General features: G+C 72.3%; 20 protein-coding genes. 16 read left to right on the forward strand and 4 right to left on the reverse strand.

Annotated features, from left to right (window positions below; genetic code table 11):
- The first annotated feature begins 463 nt into the window (after positions 1 to 463).
- The 7 genes from LUM46_RS03605 to LUM46_RS03635 are packed head-to-tail and all read left to right on the forward strand — an operon-like array spanning position 464 to position 7,735.
- A complete protein-coding gene (locus LUM46_RS03605) occupies positions 464 to 1,144 on the forward strand; it encodes a GntR family transcriptional regulator (RefSeq protein ID WP_274992344.1) in 681 nt (226 codons plus the stop codon).
- Between the two features lie 21 nt (positions 1,145 to 1,165).
- Positions 1,166 to 2,395: an NAD(P)/FAD-dependent oxidoreductase gene (locus LUM46_RS03610; RefSeq protein WP_274992345.1), complete on the forward strand. Its 1,230-nt coding sequence runs from the start codon at positions 1,166 to 1,168 to the stop codon at positions 2,393 to 2,395.
- On the forward strand, positions 2,392 to 2,700 hold the full coding sequence (locus LUM46_RS03615; RefSeq protein WP_274992346.1) for a (2Fe-2S)-binding protein: 309 nt from the start codon (positions 2,392 to 2,394) through the stop codon (positions 2,698 to 2,700). The genes LUM46_RS03610 and LUM46_RS03615 overlap by 4 nt, the downstream gene beginning before the upstream one ends.
- Entirely contained in the window at positions 2,697 to 4,214 is a 1,518-nt protein-coding gene (locus LUM46_RS03620; protein WP_274992347.1) for an FAD-dependent oxidoreductase, read from the forward strand. Before LUM46_RS03615 ends, LUM46_RS03620 begins: the two co-directional genes overlap by 4 nt.
- Positions 4,211 to 5,128: a dihydrodipicolinate synthase family protein gene (locus LUM46_RS03625; protein WP_274992348.1), complete on the forward strand. Its 918-nt coding sequence runs from the start codon at positions 4,211 to 4,213 to the stop codon at positions 5,126 to 5,128. The genes LUM46_RS03620 and LUM46_RS03625 overlap by 4 nt, the downstream gene beginning before the upstream one ends.
- 37 nt (positions 5,129 to 5,165) lie before the next feature.
- On the forward strand, positions 5,166 to 6,167 hold the full coding sequence (locus LUM46_RS03630) for a proline racemase family protein (RefSeq protein WP_274992350.1): 1,002 nt from the start codon (positions 5,166 to 5,168) through the stop codon (positions 6,165 to 6,167).
- Between the two features lie 41 nt (positions 6,168 to 6,208).
- Positions 6,209 to 7,735 (forward strand): aldehyde dehydrogenase family protein, encoded by a 1,527-nt coding sequence (locus LUM46_RS03635; protein ID WP_274992351.1) that lies wholly within the window; start codon positions 6,209 to 6,211, stop codon positions 7,733 to 7,735.
- Between the two features lie 90 nt (positions 7,736 to 7,825).
- Here the strand turns inward: LUM46_RS03635 and LUM46_RS03640 are convergent, their stop codons facing one another.
- A complete protein-coding gene (locus tag LUM46_RS03640) occupies positions 7,826 to 8,818 on the reverse strand; it encodes an aldo/keto reductase (RefSeq protein ID WP_274992353.1) in 993 nt (330 codons plus the stop codon).
- Positions 8,819 to 9,120: 302 nt separating this feature from the next.
- Here LUM46_RS03640 and LUM46_RS03645 point away from each other — a divergent pair, with 302 nt between their 5' ends.
- Positions 9,121 to 11,316 (forward strand): HNH endonuclease signature motif containing protein, encoded by a 2,196-nt coding sequence (locus LUM46_RS03645; RefSeq protein ID WP_274992354.1) that lies wholly within the window; start codon positions 9,121 to 9,123, stop codon positions 11,314 to 11,316.
- A 336-nt stretch (positions 11,317 to 11,652) separates the two neighbouring features.
- Here the strand turns inward: LUM46_RS03645 and LUM46_RS03650 are convergent, their stop codons facing one another.
- Both LUM46_RS03650 and LUM46_RS03655 read right to left on the reverse strand, forming a co-directional pair.
- Positions 11,653 to 12,825 carry an epoxide hydrolase family protein gene (locus LUM46_RS03650; RefSeq protein ID WP_274992356.1) on the reverse strand — a complete coding sequence of 391 codons (1,173 nt, stop codon included), beginning with the start codon at positions 12,823 to 12,825 and terminating at the stop codon, positions 11,653 to 11,655.
- 142 nt (positions 12,826 to 12,967) lie between these two features.
- Positions 12,968 to 13,417 carry a MarR family winged helix-turn-helix transcriptional regulator gene (locus LUM46_RS03655; RefSeq protein ID WP_274992357.1) on the reverse strand — a complete coding sequence of 150 codons (450 nt, stop codon included), beginning with the start codon at positions 13,415 to 13,417 and terminating at the stop codon, positions 12,968 to 12,970.
- Positions 13,418 to 13,572: 155 nt separating this feature from the next.
- Between LUM46_RS03655 and LUM46_RS03660 the strand changes: the two genes are divergently transcribed.
- On the forward strand, positions 13,573 to 16,764 hold the full coding sequence (locus LUM46_RS03660) for an efflux RND transporter permease subunit (RefSeq protein ID WP_274992358.1): 3,192 nt from the start codon (positions 13,573 to 13,575) through the stop codon (positions 16,762 to 16,764).
- A 161-nt stretch (positions 16,765 to 16,925) separates the two neighbouring features.
- On the opposite strand, the gene LUM46_RS03665 is transcribed toward LUM46_RS03660, so the two are convergent.
- On the reverse strand, positions 16,926 to 17,249 hold the full coding sequence (locus LUM46_RS03665; RefSeq protein WP_274992359.1) for a hypothetical protein: 324 nt from the start codon (positions 17,247 to 17,249) through the stop codon (positions 16,926 to 16,928).
- 34 nt (positions 17,250 to 17,283) lie between these two features.
- On the opposite strand from LUM46_RS03665, the gene LUM46_RS03670 reads away from it, so the two are divergent.
- The 7 genes from LUM46_RS03670 to LUM46_RS03700 all read left to right on the forward strand — a co-directional run bounded on the left by LUM46_RS03670 (position 17,284) and on the right by LUM46_RS03700 (position 22,202).
- Positions 17,284 to 17,670: a hypothetical protein gene (locus LUM46_RS03670; RefSeq protein ID WP_274992360.1), complete on the forward strand. Its 387-nt coding sequence runs from the start codon at positions 17,284 to 17,286 to the stop codon at positions 17,668 to 17,670.
- A gap of 135 nt (positions 17,671 to 17,805) precedes the next feature.
- Positions 17,806 to 18,018: a heavy-metal-associated domain-containing protein gene (locus tag LUM46_RS03675; protein ID WP_274992362.1), complete on the forward strand. Its 213-nt coding sequence runs from the start codon at positions 17,806 to 17,808 to the stop codon at positions 18,016 to 18,018.
- A complete protein-coding gene (locus LUM46_RS03680; protein ID WP_274992364.1) occupies positions 18,015 to 18,986 on the forward strand; it encodes a heavy-metal-associated domain-containing protein in 972 nt (323 codons plus the stop codon). The genes LUM46_RS03675 and LUM46_RS03680 overlap by 4 nt, the downstream gene beginning before the upstream one ends.
- A gap of 39 nt (positions 18,987 to 19,025) precedes the next feature.
- A complete protein-coding gene (locus LUM46_RS03685) occupies positions 19,026 to 21,311 on the forward strand; it encodes a heavy metal translocating P-type ATPase (protein WP_274992366.1) in 2,286 nt (761 codons plus the stop codon).
- A gap of 56 nt (positions 21,312 to 21,367) precedes the next feature.
- A complete protein-coding gene (locus LUM46_RS26610; RefSeq protein ID WP_310242918.1) occupies positions 21,368 to 21,661 on the forward strand; it encodes a YHS domain-containing protein in 294 nt (97 codons plus the stop codon).
- Between the two features lie 23 nt (positions 21,662 to 21,684).
- Positions 21,685 to 22,023 (forward strand): metal-sensitive transcriptional regulator, encoded by a 339-nt coding sequence (locus LUM46_RS03695; protein ID WP_274992368.1) that lies wholly within the window; start codon positions 21,685 to 21,687, stop codon positions 22,021 to 22,023.
- A 50-nt stretch (positions 22,024 to 22,073) separates the two neighbouring features.
- Positions 22,074 to 22,202: a hypothetical protein gene (locus tag LUM46_RS03700; RefSeq protein WP_274992370.1), complete on the forward strand. Its 129-nt coding sequence runs from the start codon at positions 22,074 to 22,076 to the stop codon at positions 22,200 to 22,202.

A 22,202-nucleotide genomic window follows, 5' to 3' on the forward strand; every position in this document is an offset into this window, starting at 1 on the left:
GTCGTCCGGGGCGGCAAGGTTGACCTCGACCCTGATCTGGCTGACGACGTGGCGCTCGCGGTCCACGGCCCGCACGGTGACCGTGTGCACGCCGTCGCCGAGCCGTAGCGGCTCCGGCCCGGCCGCGACCCAGGGTCCGTCGCCGACGCGGACCTCGACGGTGGGCTCGCCGGCGTCGGCCCGTGCCGTGAGGGTGAGCTCGGCCGGCTGGTGGTACCAGCCCGAGACGGGTTGCATGTTCCGGAGCAGCGCTCCGTGCTATGTGATGCGTGATATTTTACGTAGGATGACGGCGGTATCGACGGGGTGAATGTAGACGGCGTGTTTCCTTGCATTCAAGCCGCTCCGGGCCCTGTAGGGGCCGTCTGGCCAGGCATGCCCAGGTACCCTCGGGTGCATTGACGATGGGATTCCCGTCTCGTGTAATATACTACTAGCGTTGCCTGACCATCCAGGAGCCATCATGAGCGCAGCATCCCCGACCCCGTCGGTCCGTCGTCTCCCACCGGTCGCGAGCCTGCGCGAGCAGGTGCACCGCGCCCTCGTGGCGGCGATCGTCGCCGGCGAGCTGGAGCCTGGCGAGCTCGTCTCCGTGCCGACGCTCGCCGCCCGGTTCGACGTGTCCGCGACGCCGGTGCGCGAGGCGGTGCTGGACCTGGAGCGCCGGGGGTTCCTGGAGGCGGTGCGCAACAAGGGCTTCCGCGTGACGCGCGTGAGCGACCAGACGCTGCGGCACGTCGCCGCCGTCCGCCTGGTGATCGAGCCGATCTGGATGGAGCGGCTGGCCAGGTCGTTCCCGGTCGGGCAGCTCGCGGAGTTTCGCGCGCTGGCCGACGAGATCGTCGAGGGTGCGCGGACCGGCGACCTGATCGCGTACCTGCAGGCGGACCAGTCGTTCCACCTGCGGCTGATGGGGCTCCTGGGTAACCCGGTGGCCAGCGAGATCGTGTCCGACCTGCGGGACCGGGCACGTCTGCTCGGGCTGTCGACCATGGTCGCGAGCGGCACGCTCGCGAGCTCGGCCCAGGAGCACCACGAGCTGCTCGACCTGCTGGCCGCCGGCGACGGTCCGGGCGCCAAGGCGCTCATGGAGCGGCACATCGGGCACTCGCTCGGTACGTGGGCGGGCAAGCCGGAGGACTGAGCCCGACGAGCAGGCCGGCTGGTGGTGCCGACCAGTGAGGCCGGAGAACGTGCAGCAGCGACCGAGGGGGTGGATGTGGCGGCGGACGTCGTGATCGTCGGCGCCGGGATCGTCGGTGCGGCGTGCGCGCGAGCCCTCGCCCGGGCGGGTGCCCGCGTGACGGTGCTCGACCGTGGGGCGGCCGCCGCCGGCACCAGCGCCCACGGTGAGGGCAACCTGCTGGTCTCCGACAAGGGGCCCGGTCCGGAGCTGGAGCTCGCCACGGTGTCGCTCCGCCGGTGGGCCGCGCTCGCGGAGGAGCTGGCGGACGAGCTGGGTCCGCGGTTCCCGTCCGTCGAGCACGAGGCCAAGGGGGGCCTCGTGGTCGTCACCTCCACCGAGGGCCTGTCCGGGCTGCGCCGGTTCGCCGACGCGCAGCGCGCGTCCGGCGTCGAAGCGGTCGAGATGGGCGCCGAGCAGGCACGCGAGCTCGAGCCCGACCTGGCGCCCGGCGTCGTGGGCGCCGTCCACTACCCGCACGACGCCCAGGTGCAGCCGGTGGCTGCCACCGAGGCGCTGCTCGCTTCCGCGCGCCGCGCGGGCGCCGAGGTTCGCACCGGTGTGGAGGTGACCGGCCCGCTGCTCGGCGCCGGCGGCCGGCTCGCGGGCGTCGTCACGTCGCGGGGCGAGGTGGCGGCCGACGCCGTCGTCGTGGCCGCGGGTCCCTGGTCGGCGGAGGTCGCCGAGCGGCTGGGCTCCTCGATCCCCGTGCGGCCCCGCCGTGGCATGGTGCTGGTGACCACCCCCATGCCGCAGCGCATCCGGCGCAAGGTCTACGACGGCGACTACTTCGCCGCGACGCAGTCGGCGGGCGCGGAGCTGCAGACGTCCGCCGTCATCGAGTCGACGCAGGGCGGGACGGTGCTGATCGGCTCGAGCCGCGAGCAGGTCGGGTTCGACGAGCGCTTCCGCGCCGCGGTGCCCGCCGAGATGGCGCGGCGCGCGGTGGCGGTGTTCCCGTTTCTCGCGCAGACCAACGTGATGCGGTCCTACGTGGGCTTTCGCCCGTACATGCCGGACCACCTGCCGGTGATCGGCCCCGACCCCGTCCGTGCTGGGCTGTGGTTCGCCACCGGCCACGAGGGCGCGGGTGTCGGGCTGGCTCCGGCGACCGGTGACCTGCTCGCCGCGCAGCTGCTCGGCCTCGATCCCGCGCTCGACCCCCGCCCGTACGCCGTCGACCGGCCGACGCTCCTGGAGACCCAGTCATGACCTCGTACCGCGTACCGGCCGCGAGCGACCCGGCCCGGCCGGCCGCCGACCGCCCGCTCACGATCGTGGTGGACGGCGAACCCGTGGCCGGGACCGCCGGGCAGACGATCGCCGGCGTGCTGCTGGGAGCCGGACGGCGCGAGTGGCGTACCACCGCGGCGGGCGGCGCGCCGCGCGGCGTGTTCTGCGGGATCGGTGTGTGCTTCGACTGCCTCGTCGAGGTCAACGGCCTGCGGGACGTGCGCGCCTGCCTGCGGCGCGCCCAGGACGGCGACGTCGTGACCCGTCAGGGCGGTACCCGATGAGGGACGTGGTGGTGGTCGGGGCCGGTCCCGCCGGGCTGGCCGCCGCGCGGGCGGCCGCGTCGGCGGGAGCCCTGGTCACCCTGCTCGACGCCGCTGACGGGCTCGGTGGCCAGTACTGGCGTCACCTGCCGGCCGAGCGGCCGGCCGGTCGCGAGGGCCTGCTGCACCACAAGTGGGCCACGTTCGGCGAGCTCAGCGACGTGCTGCGGGAGCACCCGGCGGTCACGGTGCTCCCGTCGGCCCAGGTGTGGTCGCTCGAACGGCACGACGGCGGTATCCGCCTCAATATCCTGGTCGGAGAGCCCGACGGCGCGGGGCGGCAGGCCCTGGTGCTCGAGCCGGACGCCCTGGTGCTCGCCACCGGCGCCCACGACCGCACCCTGCCGTTCCCCGGCTGGCAGCTGCCCGGCGTCTACTCCGCCGGTGCGGCACAGGCGCTGGCGAAGGGGGAGCGGGTCGCGGTCGGGCGCCGCGTCGTCGTCGCCGGGGCCGGGCCGTTCCTGCTGCCCGTCGCGTCGTCGCTGCTGCAGACCGGCGCCACCGTCGTCGGCGTGCACGAGGCGGGCCGGATCGGCTCCCTCGCGCGCGGCTGGCTGAACCGGCCCTGGGAGCTCGCCGGGGCTGCCGGCAAGGCGGGCGAGCTGGCCGGGTACGTCGGCGACCTGTTGCGCCACCGGGTGCGGTGGCGACCCGGCGAGGCGGTGGTCGCCGCGCACGGCGACGGACAGGTCGACGCCGTGACCGTGGCCCGCCTGGACGAGCGCTGGGCACCGGTCGCGGGCACGGAGCGGCGGGTCGAGGCGGACGCCGTGTGCGTCAGCCACGGCTTCACACCGCGGCTGGAGCTGGCGATCGCCGCCGGGTGCGACCTCTCGTCGAGCCGGTTCGTGCTGGTCGACGACACCCAGGCCACCTCCGTGCGCGGAGTGTGGGCCGCCGGCGAGATCACGGGCATCGGCGGCGCCGACGCGGCGCTGGCCGAGGGCACGGTGGCCGGCACGGCAGCGGCCGGTGGGAACGCCGGCACCGGAACGGCCCGCGCCGCGCTCCGGGCCCGGTCCCGGGCGCGGGGTTTCGCAGCGCGCATCGAGGCGGCGCACGGTATCCGCCCCGGGTGGACCGGCTGGCTGCGCGACGACACGGTCGTCTGCCGCTGCGAGGAGACCACCTACGGGCGCGTGCGCGAGGTGGTCGAGCTGACCGGTTCGCACGAGGCGCGCTCCGTGAAGCTGACCAGCCGGGCAGGCCTCGGCCCGTGCCAGGCGCGGATGTGCGGACGGACGCTCCAGGAGCTCCTGGACGGTCCGGGTGCCCGTGGTCGCGCGGCAGGAGGCGTCGAGGGTGGTCCGGCGCCGACCGTGGACCGCCGTCCGTTCGTCGTCCCGGTCCGGCTCGGCGAGCTGGCGGCTCTGCCGGCGACCTCGACTTCCCGAACAGCCACGTCCCGCACAGCTTCTGCTCTACCGACAGCGTCATTCCCCAGTGCATCCCAACCCGGAGGAGACCGGACATGAACCAGCGTTTCGACCTCGGCGGCGTGATTGTCGCCACCACCCTTGCCTTCAAGCCCGACGACTCCGCACCGGCCGGGCTCGCCGTCGACTACGAGCGCTTCGCCGCGCACTGCGAGTTCCTGATCGACAACGGCTGCCGCGGCGTCGGGCCGAACGGCTCGCTCGGCGAGTACTCGTCGCTCACCGACGACGAGCGGCGCAAGGTCGTGCAGACCGCCGTCGCGACGGTCGGCGACCGCGGTCTGGTCGTCGCCGGTGTGCACGGCGTCGGGTCGCACCAGGCCAAGCACTGGGCCGAGATCGCCCAGGAGGACGGTGCGGACGCCGTCCTGCTGCTGCCGCCCACCATCTACCGCGCGAACCGGTCCGAGGTGATCGAGCACTACACGCGCGTCAACGAGGTGGGCATCCCGATCATGATCTACAACAACCCCTTCGACACGAAGGTGGACCTCACGCCGGACCTCCTCGCCGAGCTCGCCCAGCTCGAGAACGTCGTGGCCGTGAAGGAGTTCTCCGGCGACGTACGGCGTGTGCTGGAGATCAAGGAGCTGGCCCCCGACCTCGACGTCATCGCCGGCGCCGACGACCTGCTCTTCGAGTCGCTGGTGGCGGGCGCCACCGGCTGGTTCGCCGGCTACCCGAACGCGTTCCCGCGCGAGGCCGTCGAGATCTACACGCTGGTCAGCGAGGGCAAGATCGTCGAGGCCCGCGAGCTGTACAAGCACCTCGTTCCCGCGTTCCGCTGGGACTCCCGGACCGAGTTCGTGCAGGCGATCAAGCTCTCGATCGACATGGCCGGGCAGAGCTACGGTGGGCCGACCCGCCCGCCCCGCGGCCCGCTCAGCGCGGAGCACGCGGCGCAGGTGCGCAAGGACACCGAGGCGGCGCTCAGCTACATCGCGTCGCGCTGACCGGCCGGACACAGGCGACCGGACACAGGGAGGGACCATGCGCACGAGCAGGACCATCACCGCCGTCGACTCGCACACCGAGGGTATGCCCACGCGCGTGATCACGGGCGGCGTCGGGCCGATACCGGGCGACACGATGAACGACCGGCGGCTGTACTTCATGGAGCACATGGACGAGCTGCGGCAGTTCCTCATGAACGAGCCGCGCGGGCACGCCGCGATGAGCGGCGCCATCCTGCAGCCGCCGTCGCGACCCGACTGCGACTGGGGCGTCGTCTACATCGAGGTGTCCGGCTGCCTGCCCATGTGCGGGCACGGCACCATCGGCGTGGCCACGGTCCTGGTCGAGACGGGGATGGTCGACGTCGTCGAACCGGTCACCGAGATCCGGCTCGACACACCGGCCGGGCTCGTCGTCGCGAAGGTGGCGGTCAGCGACGGCCATGCGGACGCCGTGACCATCGAGAACGTGCCGAGCTTCGTGACCGCCCTCGACCAGAAGGTCGAGGTGCCCGGCTACGGCACCGTCCCGTACTCGATGGCGTTCGGTGGCAACTTCTACGCACTCGTCGACCTGGACGACCTCGGGCTGCCCTTCGACCGGGCCCGGCAGCAGGACCTGCTGGCGGCCGGGCTCGCGATCATGGACACGATCAACGAGACCGCTCTGCCGAAGCACCCGGCGCTCGACGGCGTGGCGGCCTGCCATCACGTCGAGCTGATCGCCCCCGGCTCGGACGCGCGGCACTCCCGCCACGCGATGGCGATCTGGCCGGGCTGGTTCGACAGGTCACCGTGCGGCACCGGGACGTCCGCCCGCATGGCCGAGCTCTGGGCCCGCGGCGAGCTCGCGCTCGACACCGACTTCGTCAACGAGTCCTTCATCGGCAGCCGGTTCGTCGGCCGCCTGGTCGCCGAGACCACCGTCGCGGGCGTGCCCGCCGTCGTGCCGACCATCACCGGGCGCGCCTGGGTGACCGGCACCGCCAACTACCTGCTCGACCCCAGCGACCCGTTCCCCACGGGCTTCGTGTTCTGAGCCCGCCCGCCGTACCTGCCATCTGCTGAGGAGCCGAACCCATGACCGCCACCGCGGCCCCCGAACACCATGACCGCACCGTCGACGACGTCGCCCGCCGCGCCCAGGAGGTGTTCGACAGCCTGAGTCGCACAGTCCCCGGGGTGCGCGCCGCCGCTCTGCGCGGCGCGGCCACCGCCCTCGCCGACCACGCGGACGAGCTCGTCGCCCTCGCCCAGGAGGAGACCGGCCTCGCGGAGGCCCGGCTCCGCGGTGAGCTCAAGCGCACGCAGGTCCAGCTGCGCCTGTTCGCCCACGTGGTGTCCGACGGCGCCTACCTCGACGTCCGCCTCGACGAGGCCGACCCCGACTTCGTCCTCGGTCCCCGCCCCGACCTGCGCCGCAGCCTCTGGCCGGTCGGACCCGTGCTGAACTTCGCCGCGAGCAACTTCCCGTTCGCCTTCTCCGTCGCCGGCGGGGACACGGCGGCGGCGCTCGCGGCGGGCTGTCCCGTGATCGTCAAGGCGCACCCCGGGCACCCGCGGCTGTCGGAGCGCACGGCCGAGATCGTCGCCGCCGCGCTGACCGAGGCGGGCCTGCCGGAGGGCACGCTGCAGCTGGTCGCATCCCAGGACGCGGGGGTCGCGCTGGTCGAGCACCCGGCGGTCCGGGCGGCGGCGTTCACCGGGTCGCAGCGGGTGGGGCAGCTGCTCGCCGCCCGGGCCGCCGCACGGCCCGACCCGATCCCGCTCTTCGGCGAGCTGGGCAGCGTCAACCCCGTGCTCGTCTCGGCGCAGGCCCTGCACGAGCGCGCCGACGAGCTGCTCGGCGGCTACGTGGCGAGCGTGTCCGGCTCGGCCGGCCAGCTCTGCACCAAGCCGGGCTTCCTCCTCGTCCCCGAGGGCACCGACCACGACGACGCGGTGGCCCACGCCGCCGTGCAGGTGCCTGAGCACCGGCTGCTCAACCCGTCGATCGCCGACGGGTACGAGCGGCGGGTCGCGCAGGTGCTGGGGGTGGACGGAGTGCGCGTCGTGCACGCCGGCGGCGTCCGGCGCGGCGACGCCGGTGACCCGGGCAGCCCTGCCGACGGTGCGGGCCAGGCCTGGGTGACCCCGACGTTCGTCGCCGTCCCGCTCGACCTGCTTCGCCGCGCGGGGGAAGCGCTGCTCGACGAGGTGTTCGGGCCGTTCTCCGTGATCGTGGAGTATCCCGACGGCACGGACCTGGCCGCCGTCGTCGCCGAGCTGTTCCCCGGCAACCTGACCCTGACCATGCACCTGGGGGAGCGCGAGTCCTCCGAGGAGCAGGCCGCCCTCGTGGCGCGCCTGGGCCGGCACGCGGGAAGGGTCCTGCTCGGCGGCTGGCCCACCGGTGTGGCGGTCACGCCGGCGATGCAGCACGGTGGGCCGTGGCCGGCGACGACCACGGACGGGACGTCGGTCGGCACCGCGGCGATCGGCCGGTTCCTGCGCGGAGTCGCCTTCCAGGACGCCCCACAGGAGCTGCTGCCTCCGCCCTTGCGCGACGACAACCCCTGGGGCGTGCCCCGGACGGTGGCCGCGCGTGGTGAGTCGCTGGGCTGGTGACCGCAGGCCGGTTCGAGCGCCCCGGTCGTTCCCGCCCGAGAGCGGCGACCGGGCGCCGATACCGCGATACCGATATGACCACCGATCGAGCTACAGCCCCGTCATGCGGAGCATCGCCTCGCCGTAGCGCTCGCCGCTGACCTGGATCCGTTCGGCACCGGCCGCGATCTCGGCGAGGTCCTCGGCGGTGAGGTCGACGGCGGCCGCCGCGATGTTCTCCTCGAGCCGGCCGAGGCGGCGCGTGCCGGGGATCGGGACGATCCACGGCTGCTGGGCGAGCAGCCAGGCGAGCGCTACCTGCGCCGTCGTGCAGCCCTTGCGGGTGGCGACCTCGCCGAGCAGCTCGACGAAGGCCAGGTTGGCCTGACGGTTCTCCTCGCTGAAGCGCGGCATGCCGGCGCGCATGTCGTCGTCGGCCAGCGTGGTCTCGAGGGCGCCCGTCAGGAAGCCTCTGCCGAGCGGGCTGAAGGGCACGAACCCGATGCCGAGCTCCTTGAGCGTCGGGAGGATCTCGGGCTCGGGATCGCGGGTCCACAGCGAGTACTCGCTCTGCAGCGCCGTGACGGGCTGGACCGCGTGCGCTCGGCGGATGGTGTCGGCTCCCGCCTCCGAGAGCCCGAAGCGGCGCACCTTGCCGGCCTCGATCAGCTCGGCGACGGTGCCTGCGACGTCCTCGATGGGCACTTCCGGGTCGACGCGGTGCTGGTAGAAGAGATCGATGACGTCCGTGCCGAGCCGGCGTAGCGCCGCGTCGGCCACCTGCCGGATGTGCTCGGGGCGGCTGTCCGTGCCGATGCTGCGGCCCTCCTCGTCGATCTTGAAGCCGAACTTCGTGGCGATGACCACCTGGTCGCGCACCGGGGCGAGCGCCTCGCCCACCAGCTCCTCGTTGACGAACGGACCGTAGACCTCGGCGGTGTCGAAGAGGGTGATCCCGCGGTCGACGGCACCGCGCAGGACCGCGATCATCTCCTGCCGGGTTCCCGGGTTGGGGCCGTAGCCCTGGCTCATGCCCATGCAGCCCAGCCCGATGGCGGAGACCTCGAGGCTGCTCGTCCCGGATCCCAGTGTTCGTGTCTCCATGCGTGACTCCTCGGTCGTGGGTGGAACGGCGTCGCCCGGTACCGCTTCACGGTCGGCAGCTGCAGTCTGGCAGGCCTCACTGACACGCTCGGTCGCTCGCTGCGGTCTCGTGCCGGTGTCGTGCCGGTCTCGTGTCGGTGAGGCTGCGTACGGTCGGTGGTGCGGCGCGATCGGACCGTGCTCGAAACTGCTGTGCGGGTTGTCCACAACTTCGGATCTGAAGATGCGGTCCGATGAGATCGAACATAGATTCGATGTGATGCTGATGGACCAGATGCTTAGGAATTGGAAGGAGGGCATGCATGGGGCAGGCGAAGAGCTGGAAGACGGGTGGGAGCACCAGCCTGGAGACAGCTGCGGAACGGTCCCTGCGCCGACTGGTCGCAGCATCGGCAGCCGCGTCGTCCTCCGAGGCGCGTGCGGCGATCTCGGGACCTGTCCTGAGCTGGGGTGCGGTAGCACGTGACCGAGAAGGTGTCCTGCCGTCGGCCACCGTGACCTGGACCGGTCACGGCCGCTCCGGCGCTACCTCGACCGCCACCGCCATCGCCGCCATCGCCGCCACCGCCACTGTCGCAGATGTCGCCGCTCCAGCCATCGCTTCAGATGGTGCTACGGCTGGCACAGCTGCCGGCGATGTGGCTGGAGGTGCTCAGGCAGGGCTCGATGAGATGCCGGTAGGTGCCGGCCTGGTGGGTGTGCTGGCGGATGCCGAGGTCGCTGATCTCGCGGACGGTGTGCTGCTCGACATCGCGGCACGGTGGCAGGACGTCATCTCCTGGGCCACCGCGATGCAGTCACGCGCGCTGGGCGAGATCGCCCGGCGCAGGTCGTGGACCGAGGAGCACACCGCCGCGGCCGCGGAGATCAGCGCCCGCCTGCGGTTACCGCAGCGCGAGGCCAACAAGCATCTCGCCCGTGGCGCGGGCCTGGCCGAGCACCCCCAGGTCATGAACGCCCTGTACGACGGCCTGATCGACACCGCCAAGGCCGACATCCTCCTGCGCAGTGGCAACCCCCTCACGCTCGAGCAGCGTGAGGAAGCGATCACCCGGTACCTGCCCCAGGCGCCCGATCGCACCCGCGAATGGCTGCGCAACAAGATGAACGCGTTCGCCACCCAGCTCAGGGGCGCCTTGGCGACCGCCAAGCATGCGAGAGCTCGCCGTGCCGTCTATCTCGACCCGGCCGACAACACCATGGCTTGGATCAGTGCGAACCTGCCCGCCACCGACGCCGCTGCCGTCTGGGACGCGATCGAGCAGGCCGCCCACGCCCTGCGCCGCGCACCGGGAACGACCCGGACCCTGGCGCAGGCCCGTGCTGACGCACTCGTCGCGATCACCACCGGCCGCCTCATCGTCCCGCCCCATCCCGAGTGCGGCTCCACCAGCATCGCCACCGCGGCCGGCAACGTCGCGACGACCAATGTTGCGACACCGACACCGACACCGACGCCGGCACCGGCACTGACACCGGCACCGGCACTGACGGCAACGGCGACGGCGACGGCAACGCCAACCGCAACGTCAAAGCCGGCAAAGCCGGGAACCGCAAAGACAGGAACCGCAAAGACACCAGAGTGTGTCGTGGCGACGAGGGGCGTCGTGCCGACGGAGGCCGCTGCGCCGGTGGGGCCCTCGCTCGAGGAGGTCCTGCCCCGGACGACCGTCCCGTCCACTGGCTGTACCTGCGGGGGCTGCACCTGCGGTGGCGCGACGATTCGAGTCATCCCGGTCAAGCCGCAGATCCGGATCACGATTGCTGCCACCACACTCCTGGGCCTGGACGACAATCCCGGACACCTGGATACGTACGGCCCCATCCCCGCCGACATCGCCGCGCAGATCGCCACCGACGCGACCTGGCAGCGACTCCTGGCTGACCCCGTGACCGGGATCCTGACCGACTACTCCACCACCACCTACCAGCCCGGCAAGCTCCTCCGCCAGGCTGTCATCGCCCGGGACGGGACCTGCACGTTCCCGCAGTGCGACCGACCAGCCCGATGGGCCGACCTGGACCACATAGCTCCCTTCGATCACCACCTCGACCCAGCCGGTCAGCCCCCGGGCGCTCCCGGACAGACCCGTGCGACCAACCTGCAACCCCTGTGCCGCGCGCACCACCTCGCCAAGACCCACCACGGCTGGACCCCGGTACGCGACCCGGCCACCGGAATCACGACCTGGACCGCACCCACCGGGCACAGCTACATCCGGCTCGCCACCCAGAGCGGGCCGGCGAACCCGGAGGGCCAGGCCGGCCCGAACGGGCGAGTCGGCCAGGTGAGCAACGACATCACCAGCCTGACTGACGACACCCGAGCGCGCCTCGGACAACCACCCATCGACGAGACACGCACCACGACCCCCTCTACCGATGGGTCGCCCTTCGACAGGTCGCCCGCCAGCAGGCCGCCCACCGAAGAGGCCGAGGTCGAACGGCCAACTACTGAGCAGCGGCTACGACGCTTCCCCGATGAACCACCTTTCTAGGGCGCGGGCAGCGCAGCGCCGGGAAGCCGGCCGACCCAGCCGGCCGGCCGCATGACAAGCGGTCACCTGAGTCGGTCGTCCCGCCGCACCAGTTGTTGGACAAGGCCCGTCATCGGGATCGAGCAGCTGACGCATTCGCCTGACGGGGGCGGTTGTCGAGGTTGACCAGTCAGGCCGGTTGCCCGTGCGAGCCGGTCACCAGCCCGGTCACCAGTGCCCGTCGGCGGACCTTTCAGCGAGGCCGGTCACCGGTGCGAAAGCCAGTCACCGGTGCGACGCCGTCGGACGCCTCGACCCGTCGACAGGGCCTCGCAGCCCGCGCCCGAGTCGCGGCCGTCAGGCGGCACTGCCCCCGTCGCGGTACGGGCGGAAGAAGTCGCGCAGCTCCTGCGCGTAGAGCTCCGGCTCCTCGAACGCGGCGAAGTGTCCGCCGCGCTCGGGCTCGGTCACGCGCACCGCGTTCGTGGTGCGTTCGAGCCACGCGCGTGGCGGCCGCACCACGTCACCGCGGAACAGCGAGAATCCGGACGGCACCTCCACCCGGCGCGTGAGCTGCTCCGCGGGGATCTTCGAGTTCGCGTGGTACATCCGCATGGACGACCCGATGGTGCCCGTGAGCCAGTAGATGGTGATGTTGGTGAGGATCTCGTCCATGGTGTAGCCACGCCCGACGCCGCCGTCGCTCCAGCCGTGGAGCTTCTCGACGATCCAGGCGGCCAGTCCGGCGGGGGAGTCGTTGAGCGCGGCAGCGACGGTCTGGGGCTTGGTGCGGTGCATCGCGCCGTAGGCACCCTCGGTAGCGGTCCAGGTCGCGGCCTCGGCGAACCAGGCCCGTTCCGCGGGTGCGAGGGTCGCGGGGTCACCGGCGAAGACGGGCAGCCCGCCGTCGGTGCGGTGGACGGCGGCGACCCGGTCCGGGTGGTCGAGTGCGAGGTACCGGCTCACGTGGCTGCCCATGTCCCCGCCCGCCGCGCCGAACCGCTCGTAGCCGAGCCCTCGCATGAGCTCGGCCCACAGCCCGGCGACGGCGACCGAGCTCAGCGGCTGTCCGGTCGGCCGGTCCGAGTACCCGAAGCCGGGCATGTCCGGGACGACGACGTCGAACGCGTCCGCGGGGTCGGCGCCGTGCGCGCCGGGATCGGTCAGGAGCGGCACGACCTTGGAGTACCGCCAGAACGAGTCCGGCCAGCCGTGACTGAGGACCAGGGGCAGCACCGGGCCGACCGGCGCGACGGCGCGGGCGTGCACGAAGTGGATCCCCAGGCCGCCGACCTGCGTGCGGAAGCGGGGGAGCCGGGCCAGTACCGCCTCCTGCGCCGCCCAGTCGAACCCGTCCGCCCAGTACGTGACCAGCTCGCGGAGGTAGCCGAGGTCGGTGCCGAGGGACCACCCCGCGTCCTCGGGCGCGTCCGGCCAGCGGGTCGTCCGCAGCCGCGCGCGGAGGTCTTCGACCGCCTCGGGGGCAGTCCGCGAGACGAACGGCTCGGGGGCAGCAGGGGTGTCCGACACGGACCTCACCTTACGAGGTCCAGGGGGTGCGAGCGGAGCGTCTCGCCGACGGCGTGCGCGCCGGTCACCGTGCGGGTCACCGTGCGGCCCCGCTGGCCAGGGCTCGTCGAGCACCTTTGTACCGGGCCACCAGCTCGGTACGTCAGGGAGCCAGCTTCTGGGCCGCCTTCAGCAGGGCGCCGGTGCCCTGGATGAGCGCGCGCAGGTCGTCGACGGAGAGCAGCGCCAGGAGGTCCGGGGGCAGCTCCTCGTCGTGCGCGACGAGGCGCCGGATCGCCTCGCTTCCCTTCTCCGTGCTGGTCACACGGCGGACGCGGCCATCGGCCGGGTCCTGCGTGCGGACGGTCATGCCGGCTGCGGTCAGCCGGTCCAGGATCCCGGAGACCGTGGCGGCGGAGACGCCGAGCGCCTCGGCGAGCCGTTGCGGTGTCGACTCGCGGTCCACCTGGACGAGCGCCAGAGCGCGCAGCTGCTGCACCGTCAGGCCGGTCTCCAGCAGGGGGCGCAGCCGCGAGGTCAAGAACTCCTCGCCGAGCCGGCGGTGCAGGTTGGCGAGCTCGGCGACGAGCTGGTCGCGGGTCTGGTCGGTCACGCGCTGACTGTAGTCGGCACTTCACCCGCTCCGAACCGGAGTTGCGGGGTGGGAACCCCAGCAGGATCCTTTGCGTTAGGCAAAATACTGCGCCGAAGGAGTCGTGGGCCCGGCGTATCCCCAGATCTGGAGGCAGTGTGTTTCGTCTTGCCCGCATGTCGCTCGCGAACCGTGCGCTCGTCGCACTCGCGACGATTGCCGTCTTCGTCGTCGGCGTCTTCAGTATGGGGCAGCTCCGGCAGGAACTCATCCCGTCGATGAACGTGCCGGTGGTGGCGGTCACGGCCGCCGACCCGGGCACCTCGCCGGAGATCGTCGCGGAACGGGTCACCGACCCGATCGAGTCGGCGGTCCAGAGCATCGACGGGGTCACGGGCGTGACGTCGACGGTCTCCACCGGCGTCTCGATGACGACCGTCGAGCTGGAGTACGGCACGGACGTCGACGCGGTCGAGCAGGAGATCAGCTCGGCGGTCAACGGTCTCCAGGACCTGCCGGAAGACATCGAGCCGCAGGTCATGGCGGGCTCGTTCGACGACCTGCCCGTGATCCAGCTCGCCGTCTCGGGCGACGGCAGCGAGCAGGAGCTGACGGACGCCATCGACTCCGTGCTCGTGCCGGAGCTGTCGGGCATCGCGGAGGTCCGGGACGTCACGGTCACCGGCGCCACCGAGCAGCAGGTGGTGATCGAGCCCGACGACAAGGAGCTCGCCGCGGCCGGCCTCACCACCGCGCAGCTCTCGTCGCTGCTGCAGGAGAACGGCACGGTGACGCCGGTGGGCGCCGTCACGCAGGACGGTCAGACGAACAGCGTCCAGGTGGGCACGTCCGTCGACTCCGTGAAGGAGCTCGAGAACCTGCCGATCGTCCCCGCCGCCGGAGCGTCTGCGCCAGGAGCCGAGGCACCGCAGGCCCCGGACGCCGGGGCGAGCCCCGCCGAGGTCGTCCACCTGGGGGACGTGGCGGAGGTGAGCGTGCAGGACGTGCCGCCCACCTCCTACTCGCGCCTGGACGGCGAGCCGTCGCTCGCGATCGCCCTGACGAAGACGCCGGACGGCAACACCGTGGACGTGTCGCACGCGGTGCACGACGTGCTGGCCGACGTCGACGACGAGCTGGACGACGCCGGCGTGAGCACCGCCGTCACGTTCGACCAGGCGCCGTTCATCGAGGAGTCGATCGAGGGCCTGACGACGGAGGGCGGTCTCGGCCTGCTCTTCGCCGTCCTGGTGATCCTGGTGTTCCTGGCCTCGCTGCGGGCCACGCTGGTCGCGGCGATCTCGATCCCGCTGTCGCTGGCGGTGACGTTCGCGGCCATGAACCTGACCGGCTACACGCTGAACATCCTCACGCTCGCCGCTATGACGATCTCGATCGGGCGCATCGTCGACGACTCGATCGTCGTGATCGAGAACATCAAGCGGCACCTGTCCTACGGCGAGGACCGGGTGCACGCGATCGTCACCGCCGTCCGCGAGGTGGGCACCGCCATCACCTCGTCGACGATCTGCACGGTGGCGGTCTTCGCCCCGATCGCTCTCGTGGGCGGCATGGCCGGCGAGCTGTTCCAGCCGTTCGCCGTCACCGTGGCGATCGCCATGGGCGCGTCCCTGGTCGTCGCCCTGGTCGTCGTGCCCGTGCTGGCGTACTGGTTCATCAAGGTCCCGGCCTCCACCGACGGCGGCGCCGCCATGCGCGAGGCCGCCGAGCTCAAGGAGCGCCGCGGCGCCTGGCAGCGCGCCTACGTTCCCTCGCTCGCCGCCGCGCTGCGCCGCCCGGTCGGCACGCTCGTCGTCGCGGTGGCGCTGCTGGCCGGCACCGTCGCGCTGGTGCCGCGCATGGAGACCAACTTCATCGGGGAGGCCGGGCAGGACACGCTCTCGGTGACGCAGGAGTTCGCGCCCGGCACGTCGTTGGCCGCGCAGGACGAGGCGGCCAAGGCGGTCGAGGACGTCCTCGCGGACATCGACGGCGTCGAGACCGTGCAGACCACCGTCGGCTCCGCGGACGGGATGGCCGCCGCCTTCGGCGGTGGTGCCGGTGGCAGCAGCGCCTCGTTCGCGATGACGCTGGCCGAGGACGCCGACGGCCAGGCGGTGCAGGACGAGGTGAACGACGCGCTCGACGAAGCGGCCCCGGACGGCGAGATCACCGTGGCCGCCGGCGACGCCGGCTTCGCCAGCACCACCGTGGACCTGGTCGTCACGGCGCCTGACGCCGAGGGCCTGGCCGACGCCGCCGGCGCGGTCGAGGAAGCGGTGACGGCCGTGGACGGCGTCGACGACGTGACGAACAACCTCGCCGCCGAGCAGACAGCCGTGCAGGTGACCGTGGACCGGGACGCGGCGGCCGAGGTCGGCCTCACCGAGGCGACGGTCTCCGGCCTCCTGGCCGGTGCGATGAACGAGTCGAGCATCGGCACGGTGGACCTGGACGGCACGTCGCTCGACGTCGTCGTGGCCGGCGACATGCCGGAGACGACCGCCGGGATCAAGAAGATCGACGTGCCGACGGCGGCCGGCGTGATCCCGCTGAGCGACCTCGTGACGGTCGAGGAGGTGTCGGCCCCGGCGTCGGTGACGCGGGTGGACGGCGAGCGCAGTGCCACCGTGGAGGTGACCCCCGCCGGGCAGGACCTGGGTTCGCTGACCGTGGCCCTGACCGAGGAGATCGACACCATCGACCTGCCGAGCGGTGCCGAGGTGACCATGGGCGGTGTGGCGTCCGACCAGGCCGAAGCGTTCGAGGACCTGGGACTGGCGCTGCTGGCCGCCATCCTCATCGTCTACCTGGTGATGGTGGCGACGTTCCGCAGCATCGGGCAGCCGCTGATCCTGCTCGTGTCCGTGCCGTTCGCCGCGACGGGTGCGCTGGGCGCGCTGCTGCTCACCGGCACGCCGCTCGACGTCGCCGCCCTGATCGGGCTGCTGATGCTGGTGGGCATCGTGGTGTCGAACGCGATCGTGCTGATCGACCTCATCAACCAGTACCGGGCCGACGGCCGGCCGCTCGACGAGGCGGTCAAGGAGGGGGCGCGCCAGCGCCTGCGGCCCATCGTGATGACGGCCGCCGCGACGATCCTGGCCCTGACGCCGATGGCGTTCGGCCTGACCGGTGGCGGGGCGTTCATCTCGCAGCCGCTGGCGCTGGTGGTGATCGGCGGGCTCGTGTCCTCGACCCTGCTCACGCTGTACGTGGTGCCCGTGATCTACACGCTGTTCGAGCGGCGCACGGAGGACCGCACCCCGAAGCGGGCCGCTCGGGCGGCCCGCAAGGCGGAGAAGGCACAGGCGAAGGCCGCGCACGCGGCGAGGGTCGCGCAGGAGCTTGCGGCGGGCGGACGGTAGGCGCCGCGGGTCGTCAGCGGACGCGGTCGTCGACGAGCGCCGGCGTGCCGTGCTCGCCGGCGGACTGGCTGACGAGATCCCACTTCCCGGCGGGCAGGCCGTCGTCGAAGAGACGCGGCCCGCCGCCGAGGAAGACGGGAAAGATGGGCCGCTCGGCCGGATCAGTACGACGCCGCGCGCTGCTCGATCCACTCCTTCGCCTGGGCGGCGGTGTGCCCGGTCGCTTCCCGGTACAGGCGGATGGCCTCGCTGCGCCGGTCGGACCAGAGGCACCTGTCGATCTCGGCCAGGGTCTCCGGCGGGATCCCCGCGGCGGCGGCGACCTCGATGCCGAGGTGCTTCAGCACCAGGTCCAGCTTGCGCTCGACACGCTCGGCGGCGCGGCCCGTGGAGCGCACGGTGCCCGCCATGGCGATGAGGAGCAGCAGGAGCGCGACAACGACGGCGACGGGGACGAGCTGCACCAGGAAGACGGCTGAGGACATGGAGGAACCGTAGCGGTCCGTGACTCGGCGGTTCGTGACTCAGCGGTTCGCGAGCTCGACGGTGGCCGACGACGCCCCGCGCATCCTCGACCAGGCGCCACCACGGGTCCACGTCGCCGGCCGAGACGCCCAGCCATGCGGCGAAGTCCTTGCGGGTGCTCGACCCGTAGCACCGCAGGTACCGGTGCAGCAGCTCGGCGCGAAGCAGATCACCCCCTCCAGGGCGAGGATGCGCCAGGACACCGCGGATCTCGTCGCGGGTCAGCCCGACCGCCTCGGACAGGCTCCGCCCGAGCGTGTCCAGCGCCTGCTCGACGCCCGGGACCAGGTGACGTCGCGCCTCTTCGGGAACCGGTGCGGCGCGCCACGCAGGGACCAGGTCTGCAGCAGGGCCTTCTGCTCCGTCCCGGGCTTGCCCTGAGCCATGTGTTCGAGCCTGGCGCCGGCCGTCTCGATGCTCGACGGCACACTTGACCAAGGTACCCCTCAGGGGTATATGGTCACGCATACACCTACCCCCTAGGGGTAGTCTCCACCCGAGCGGAAGGAAGCGATCATGACGACGAGCGAGTACCAGGTGACGGGGATGACCTGCGGGCACTGCGAGGTCGCCGTCCGCGGCGAGGTGAGCCGGCTTCCCGGTGTCGAGCAGATCGACGTCAGCTCCGCGACCGGCAGGCTCGTCGTGCGGAGCGCCGACGCGCTGGACGACGCAGCGGTACTGGCTGCCGTGGACGAGGCCGGGTACGCGGCGGAGCGCGTCTCATGAACGCCCCCCAGCGCCTGGGCGCCTACGGGGCGGGCCTGGTGGCGCTGTTCGTCGCGGCCTTCGTCGTGGCGGGCGTGGTGGTCCCGCCGAGCGTCGTCGCGGCGTGGTCGTCGACGGCGCGGGATCAGCCGGCGCACGACCAGGCGGCGCACGACCAGCCGACGCGCGACCAGCCGACGCCCGCCGCGACGTCGGTCCGCGGGCTCGCCCTCGAGCAGGACGGCCTGCTCCTCGGCCCGGTGAGTGCCCCCGGCGAGGTCGACGAGGCGGGCACCCTGTCGTTCTCGATCACGACGGCGGACGGCGCGGCCGTGACCGAGTTCGAGACCGAGCACGACAAGAAGCTGCACCTGATAGTGGTGCGCTCGGACGGGTCGCAGTTCCGGCACGTCCACCCGACGATGTCGGCGGACGGCGTCTGGTCCGTCCCGTGGACCTGGGACGAGGCGGGCAGCTATCGCGTCTTCACCGACTTCGTGCCCGGGGCGACGGGGGAGAACCTGGTCCTCAGCCGCACGGTCGACGTCGCCGGGCATGTCTCGCCCGCGCCCGCCACGGCGGTCGCCGGCGGCGACACGGTCGACGGGTACACCGCCACGCTCACGGGAGAGCTGAGCGTGAGCGGCGAGTCGATGCTCACCGCGACCGTCACGAAGGACGGCGAGCCGGTCACGACGCTGGAGCCGTACCTTGGCGCCTCCGGGCACCTGGTCGCACTGCGGGACGGCGACCTCGCCTACCTGCACGTGCATCCCGAGGGCGACGAGCCGGCGCCCGGGTCGACATCGGGCCCCGACGTCGAGTTCATGACCGAGGCGCCCACACCCGGCCGGTACCTGCTCTACCTCGACTTCAAGGTCGACGGGAAGGTGCGCACGGCGCAGTTCGTCCTGGACACAGGCGAGGCCCCGGCTGCCGGCGAGCCCGCCGACGAGCACGGCGACGAGGACCCCGGCCACGGCCACTGACGAACGGCCACTGACAAACGGTCACTGACAAGGAGCATCATGTCCGACACGACATCCGGCACCACGTCCGGCACCACGGTCCGGCCGGACGAGCCGGGAACCACCGTCGACCTCGACATCGGTGGCATGACCTGCGCGTCCTGCGCGATGCGGATCGAGAAGAAGCTCAACCGCCTCGACGGCGTGAGCGCCACCGTCAACTACGCCACGGAGAAGGCCAAGGTCACGACCCCGCCCGGGTACGACCTCGGCGCCGTCGTCGCGGAGGTCGAGAAGACCGGCTACACGGCCGCCCTGCCCGCGCCGAAGGAGGACCCGAGGAGCGGCGGCCCGGCCGTCGACGCGCGGGACCTGGAGCTGCTGTCGCTGCGGAACCGCCTGGTCGCCTCCGTGGTGCTCGCGGTCCCGGTGATCGCGCTGGCGATGGTCCCGGCGTGGCAGTTCACCTCCTGGCAGTGGGCGTCGCTGACGCTCGCGGCGCCGGTGATCCTGTGGGCGGCGTGGCCGTTCCACCAGGCCGCGTGGACCAACCTGCGGCACGGGGCCGCGACCATGGACACCCTCGTCTCGCTCGGCGTCCTGTCCGCGTTCCTCTGGTCCCTGTACGCCCTGTTCCTCGGCACGGCCGGGGAACCGGGGATGACGCACGGGTTCGAGCTGACCATCGCGCCGTCCGACGGCGCGGCCAACATCTACCTCGAGGTCGCCGCGGGCGTCACGATGTTCGTGCTCGCCGGGCGGTACTTCGAGAAGCGGTCCAAGCGCCAGGCCGGCGCGGCGCTGCGGGCGCTGCTCGAGCTGGGCGCGAAGGACGTCGCGGTGCTGCGTGGCGGCACCGAGACCCGTATCCCGGTCGGGGACCTGGCCGTCGGCGACGAGTTCGTCGTGCGGCCGGGGGAGAAGATCGCCACCGACGGCGTCGTCGTCGCCGGTTCCTCGGCGGTCGACGCCTCGATGCTGACGGGGGAGTCGGTGCCGGTCGAGGTGGGGTCCGGCGACACCGTCGCGGGAGCCACCGTGAACGCGGGCGGACGGCTCGTGGTCCGTGCCACGCAGGTGGGCTCCGGCACGCAGCTCGCCCGCATCGCCCAGCTCGTCGAGGACGCGCAGTCCGGCAAGGCAGAGGTCCAGCGCCTCGCCGACCGGGTCTCGGGGATCTTCGTCCCGGTGGTCATCGCGATAGCCGTCGCCACCCTCGGCGTCTGGCTCGGCGGCGGGTTCCCCGTGACTGCCGCGCTGACCGCCGCCGTCGCGGTGCTGATCATCGCGTGCCCCTGCGCGCTCGGGCTGGCGACGCCCACCGCCCTCCTGGTCGGCACGGGACGAGGTGCCCAGCTCGGCATCCTGATCAAGGGGCCGGAGGTCCTGGAGTCCACCCGCAGGGTCGACACCGTGGTGCTCGACAAGACGGGCACCGTGACGACCGGTCGGATGGCGCTCCTCGACGTCGTCCCGGACGCCGGTACCGACCGTGCGGAGCTGCTGCGCCTGGCCGGTGCTCTGGAGGACGCCTCCGAGCACCCGGTGGCGCAGGCCATCGCGAAGGGCGCCACCCAGGAGGTCGGCGAGCTGCCCGCTCCGGAGTCGTTCGAGAGCGTCCAGGGGCTGGGTGTGCAGGGGGTCGTCGACGGGCACGCTGTCGTCGTCGGCCGGGAGGCTCTGCTCGCGGACTGGTCGCAGTACCTGCCGCGGGACCTGGCCGAGATTAAGGTTCAAGCTGAGGGTGAGGGTAAGACCGTCGTCGCCGTCGGCTGGGACGGCCGGGCCCGCGGCATCCTCGTCGTCGCCGACCAGGTCAAGCCGACCAGCGCGGTCGCCGTCGCGCAGCTCGTCGCGCTGGGGCTCACGCCGGTGCTCCTCACGGGCGACAACCGTGCGGTGGCCGAGCAGGTGGCGGCGGCGGTGGGCATCACGGAGGTCATCGCCGAGGTGATGCCGCAGGACAAGGCCGACGTCGTCGCCCGGCTGCAGGCCGAGGGCAAGGTCGTCGCGATGGTCGGCGACGGCGTGAACGATGCCCCCGCCCTCGCGCAGGCCGACCTGGGCCTCGCGATGGGCACCGGCACGGACGCGGCGATCGAGGCGGCGGACATCACCCTGGTCCGTGGCGACCTCACCTCGGCGGCCGACGCCATCAGGCTCTCGCGCCGGACGCTCGGCACCATCAAGGCGAACCTGTTCTGGGCCTTCGGCTACAACGTCGCGGCGATCCCGCTGGCCGCGTTCGGGCTCCTCAACCCCATGCTCGCCGGCGCGGCGATGGCGTTCTCCAGCGTCTTCGTCGTCGGCAACAGCCTTCGCCTGCGCTCGTTCGCGAGCCGCTGACAGATCCACCGACCCACCGACCGACCACAGTTCACCACCGAGGAGAGGACCCACCCATGGGACACGATCACGCACACGGCGAGCACCAGCACGGCGAGCAGGCTGACGACGGCCACTGCGGCGGCCACGCGCACTCGGCCACGACGAGCCACCACGGCAGCAACCTGCTCGGCCCGTCGGCCGAGGAGCTCGCGGAGTGCCCGGTGATGCGCGGGAGCACCGTCGTCAAGGCCGACGCCGAGGCGAAGGGCCTGTTCCGCGACTACGAGGGCCAGCGGTACTGGTTCTGCTGCGCGGGCTGCGAGGCCCCGTTCGACGCCGACCCCGCGAAGTACGCCGCGGCGGTCTGACCTGAGGTGACACCATGGGAACCATGACCGAACCAGGATCCCCCGACCTCGACGTGCACGGGGAGGGTGACGAGCAGGCCACCCACGGCTACATCACCGACAAGGCCAACTATCTCGCCCGGCTCAAGCGCATCGAGGGGCAGGCGCGCGGGATCCATCGGATGGTCGACGAGGAGCAGTACTGCATCGACATCCTCACCCAGGTGTCCGCCCTGACGAAGGCGCTCGAGAGTGTCGCGCTCGGCCTGCTGGACGACCACCTGAAGCACTGCGTGGTCGACGCCGCGCGGATGGGCGGGCCCGAGGCCGACGAGAAGGTCAAGGAAGCGTCCGACGCGATAGCGCGGCTCGTGCGTTCGTAGATCACCAGCGCCGCCGTGGCGGGCCTGCCCCGACAGGCCCGCCACGAGCGGTGTCGCGACGCCAGGCCGCGCACCTCGTCGACACCCAGGGCATCACCATGCACTACGACGACGGCTGGCACTTCACCGACCGCAGCGGACAACCCGTCCACATTGCCACCGCGCACCCCGGCATGTGA

Source organism: Promicromonospora iranensis, from assembly GCF_028994805.1.
Lineage (GTDB): Bacteria > Actinomycetota > Actinomycetes > Actinomycetales > Cellulomonadaceae > Promicromonospora > Promicromonospora iranensis.

What these genes read in the sequence shown, in the direction of transcription:
- LUM46_RS03605 (WP_274992344.1), top strand. Translation starts at nt 464, where the DNA reads ATGAGCGCAGCATCCCCGACCCCGTCGGTCCGTCGTCTCCCACCGGTC.
- LUM46_RS03615 (WP_274992346.1), top strand. Translation starts at nt 2,392, where the DNA reads ATGACCTCGTACCGCGTACCGGCCGCGAGCGACCCGGCCCGGCCGGCC.
- LUM46_RS03620 (WP_274992347.1), top strand. Translation starts at nt 2,697, where the DNA reads ATGAGGGACGTGGTGGTGGTCGGGGCCGGTCCCGCCGGGCTGGCCGCC.
- LUM46_RS03625 (WP_274992348.1), top strand. Translation starts at nt 4,211, where the DNA reads ATGAACCAGCGTTTCGACCTCGGCGGCGTGATTGTCGCCACCACCCTT.
- LUM46_RS03630 (WP_274992350.1), top strand. Translation starts at nt 5,166, where the DNA reads ATGCGCACGAGCAGGACCATCACCGCCGTCGACTCGCACACCGAGGGT.
- LUM46_RS03635 (WP_274992351.1), top strand. Translation starts at nt 6,209, where the DNA reads ATGACCGCCACCGCGGCCCCCGAACACCATGACCGCACCGTCGACGAC.
- LUM46_RS03640 (WP_274992353.1), bottom strand. Translation starts at nt 8,818, where the DNA reads ATGGAGACACGAACACTGGGATCCGGGACGAGCAGCCTCGAGGTCTCC.
- LUM46_RS03645 (WP_274992354.1), top strand. Translation starts at nt 9,121, where the DNA reads ATGGGGCAGGCGAAGAGCTGGAAGACGGGTGGGAGCACCAGCCTGGAG.
- LUM46_RS03660 (WP_274992358.1), top strand. Translation starts at nt 13,573, where the DNA reads ATGTCGCTCGCGAACCGTGCGCTCGTCGCACTCGCGACGATTGCCGTC.
- LUM46_RS03665 (WP_274992359.1), bottom strand. Translation starts at nt 17,249, where the DNA reads ATGTCCTCAGCCGTCTTCCTGGTGCAGCTCGTCCCCGTCGCCGTCGTT.
- LUM46_RS03675 (WP_274992362.1), top strand. Translation starts at nt 17,806, where the DNA reads ATGACGACGAGCGAGTACCAGGTGACGGGGATGACCTGCGGGCACTGC.
- LUM46_RS03680 (WP_274992364.1), top strand. Translation starts at nt 18,015, where the DNA reads ATGAACGCCCCCCAGCGCCTGGGCGCCTACGGGGCGGGCCTGGTGGCG.
- LUM46_RS03685 (WP_274992366.1), top strand. Translation starts at nt 19,026, where the DNA reads ATGTCCGACACGACATCCGGCACCACGTCCGGCACCACGGTCCGGCCG.
- LUM46_RS26610 (WP_310242918.1), top strand. Translation starts at nt 21,368, where the DNA reads ATGGGACACGATCACGCACACGGCGAGCACCAGCACGGCGAGCAGGCT.
- LUM46_RS03695 (WP_274992368.1), top strand. Translation starts at nt 21,685, where the DNA reads ATGACCGAACCAGGATCCCCCGACCTCGACGTGCACGGGGAGGGTGAC.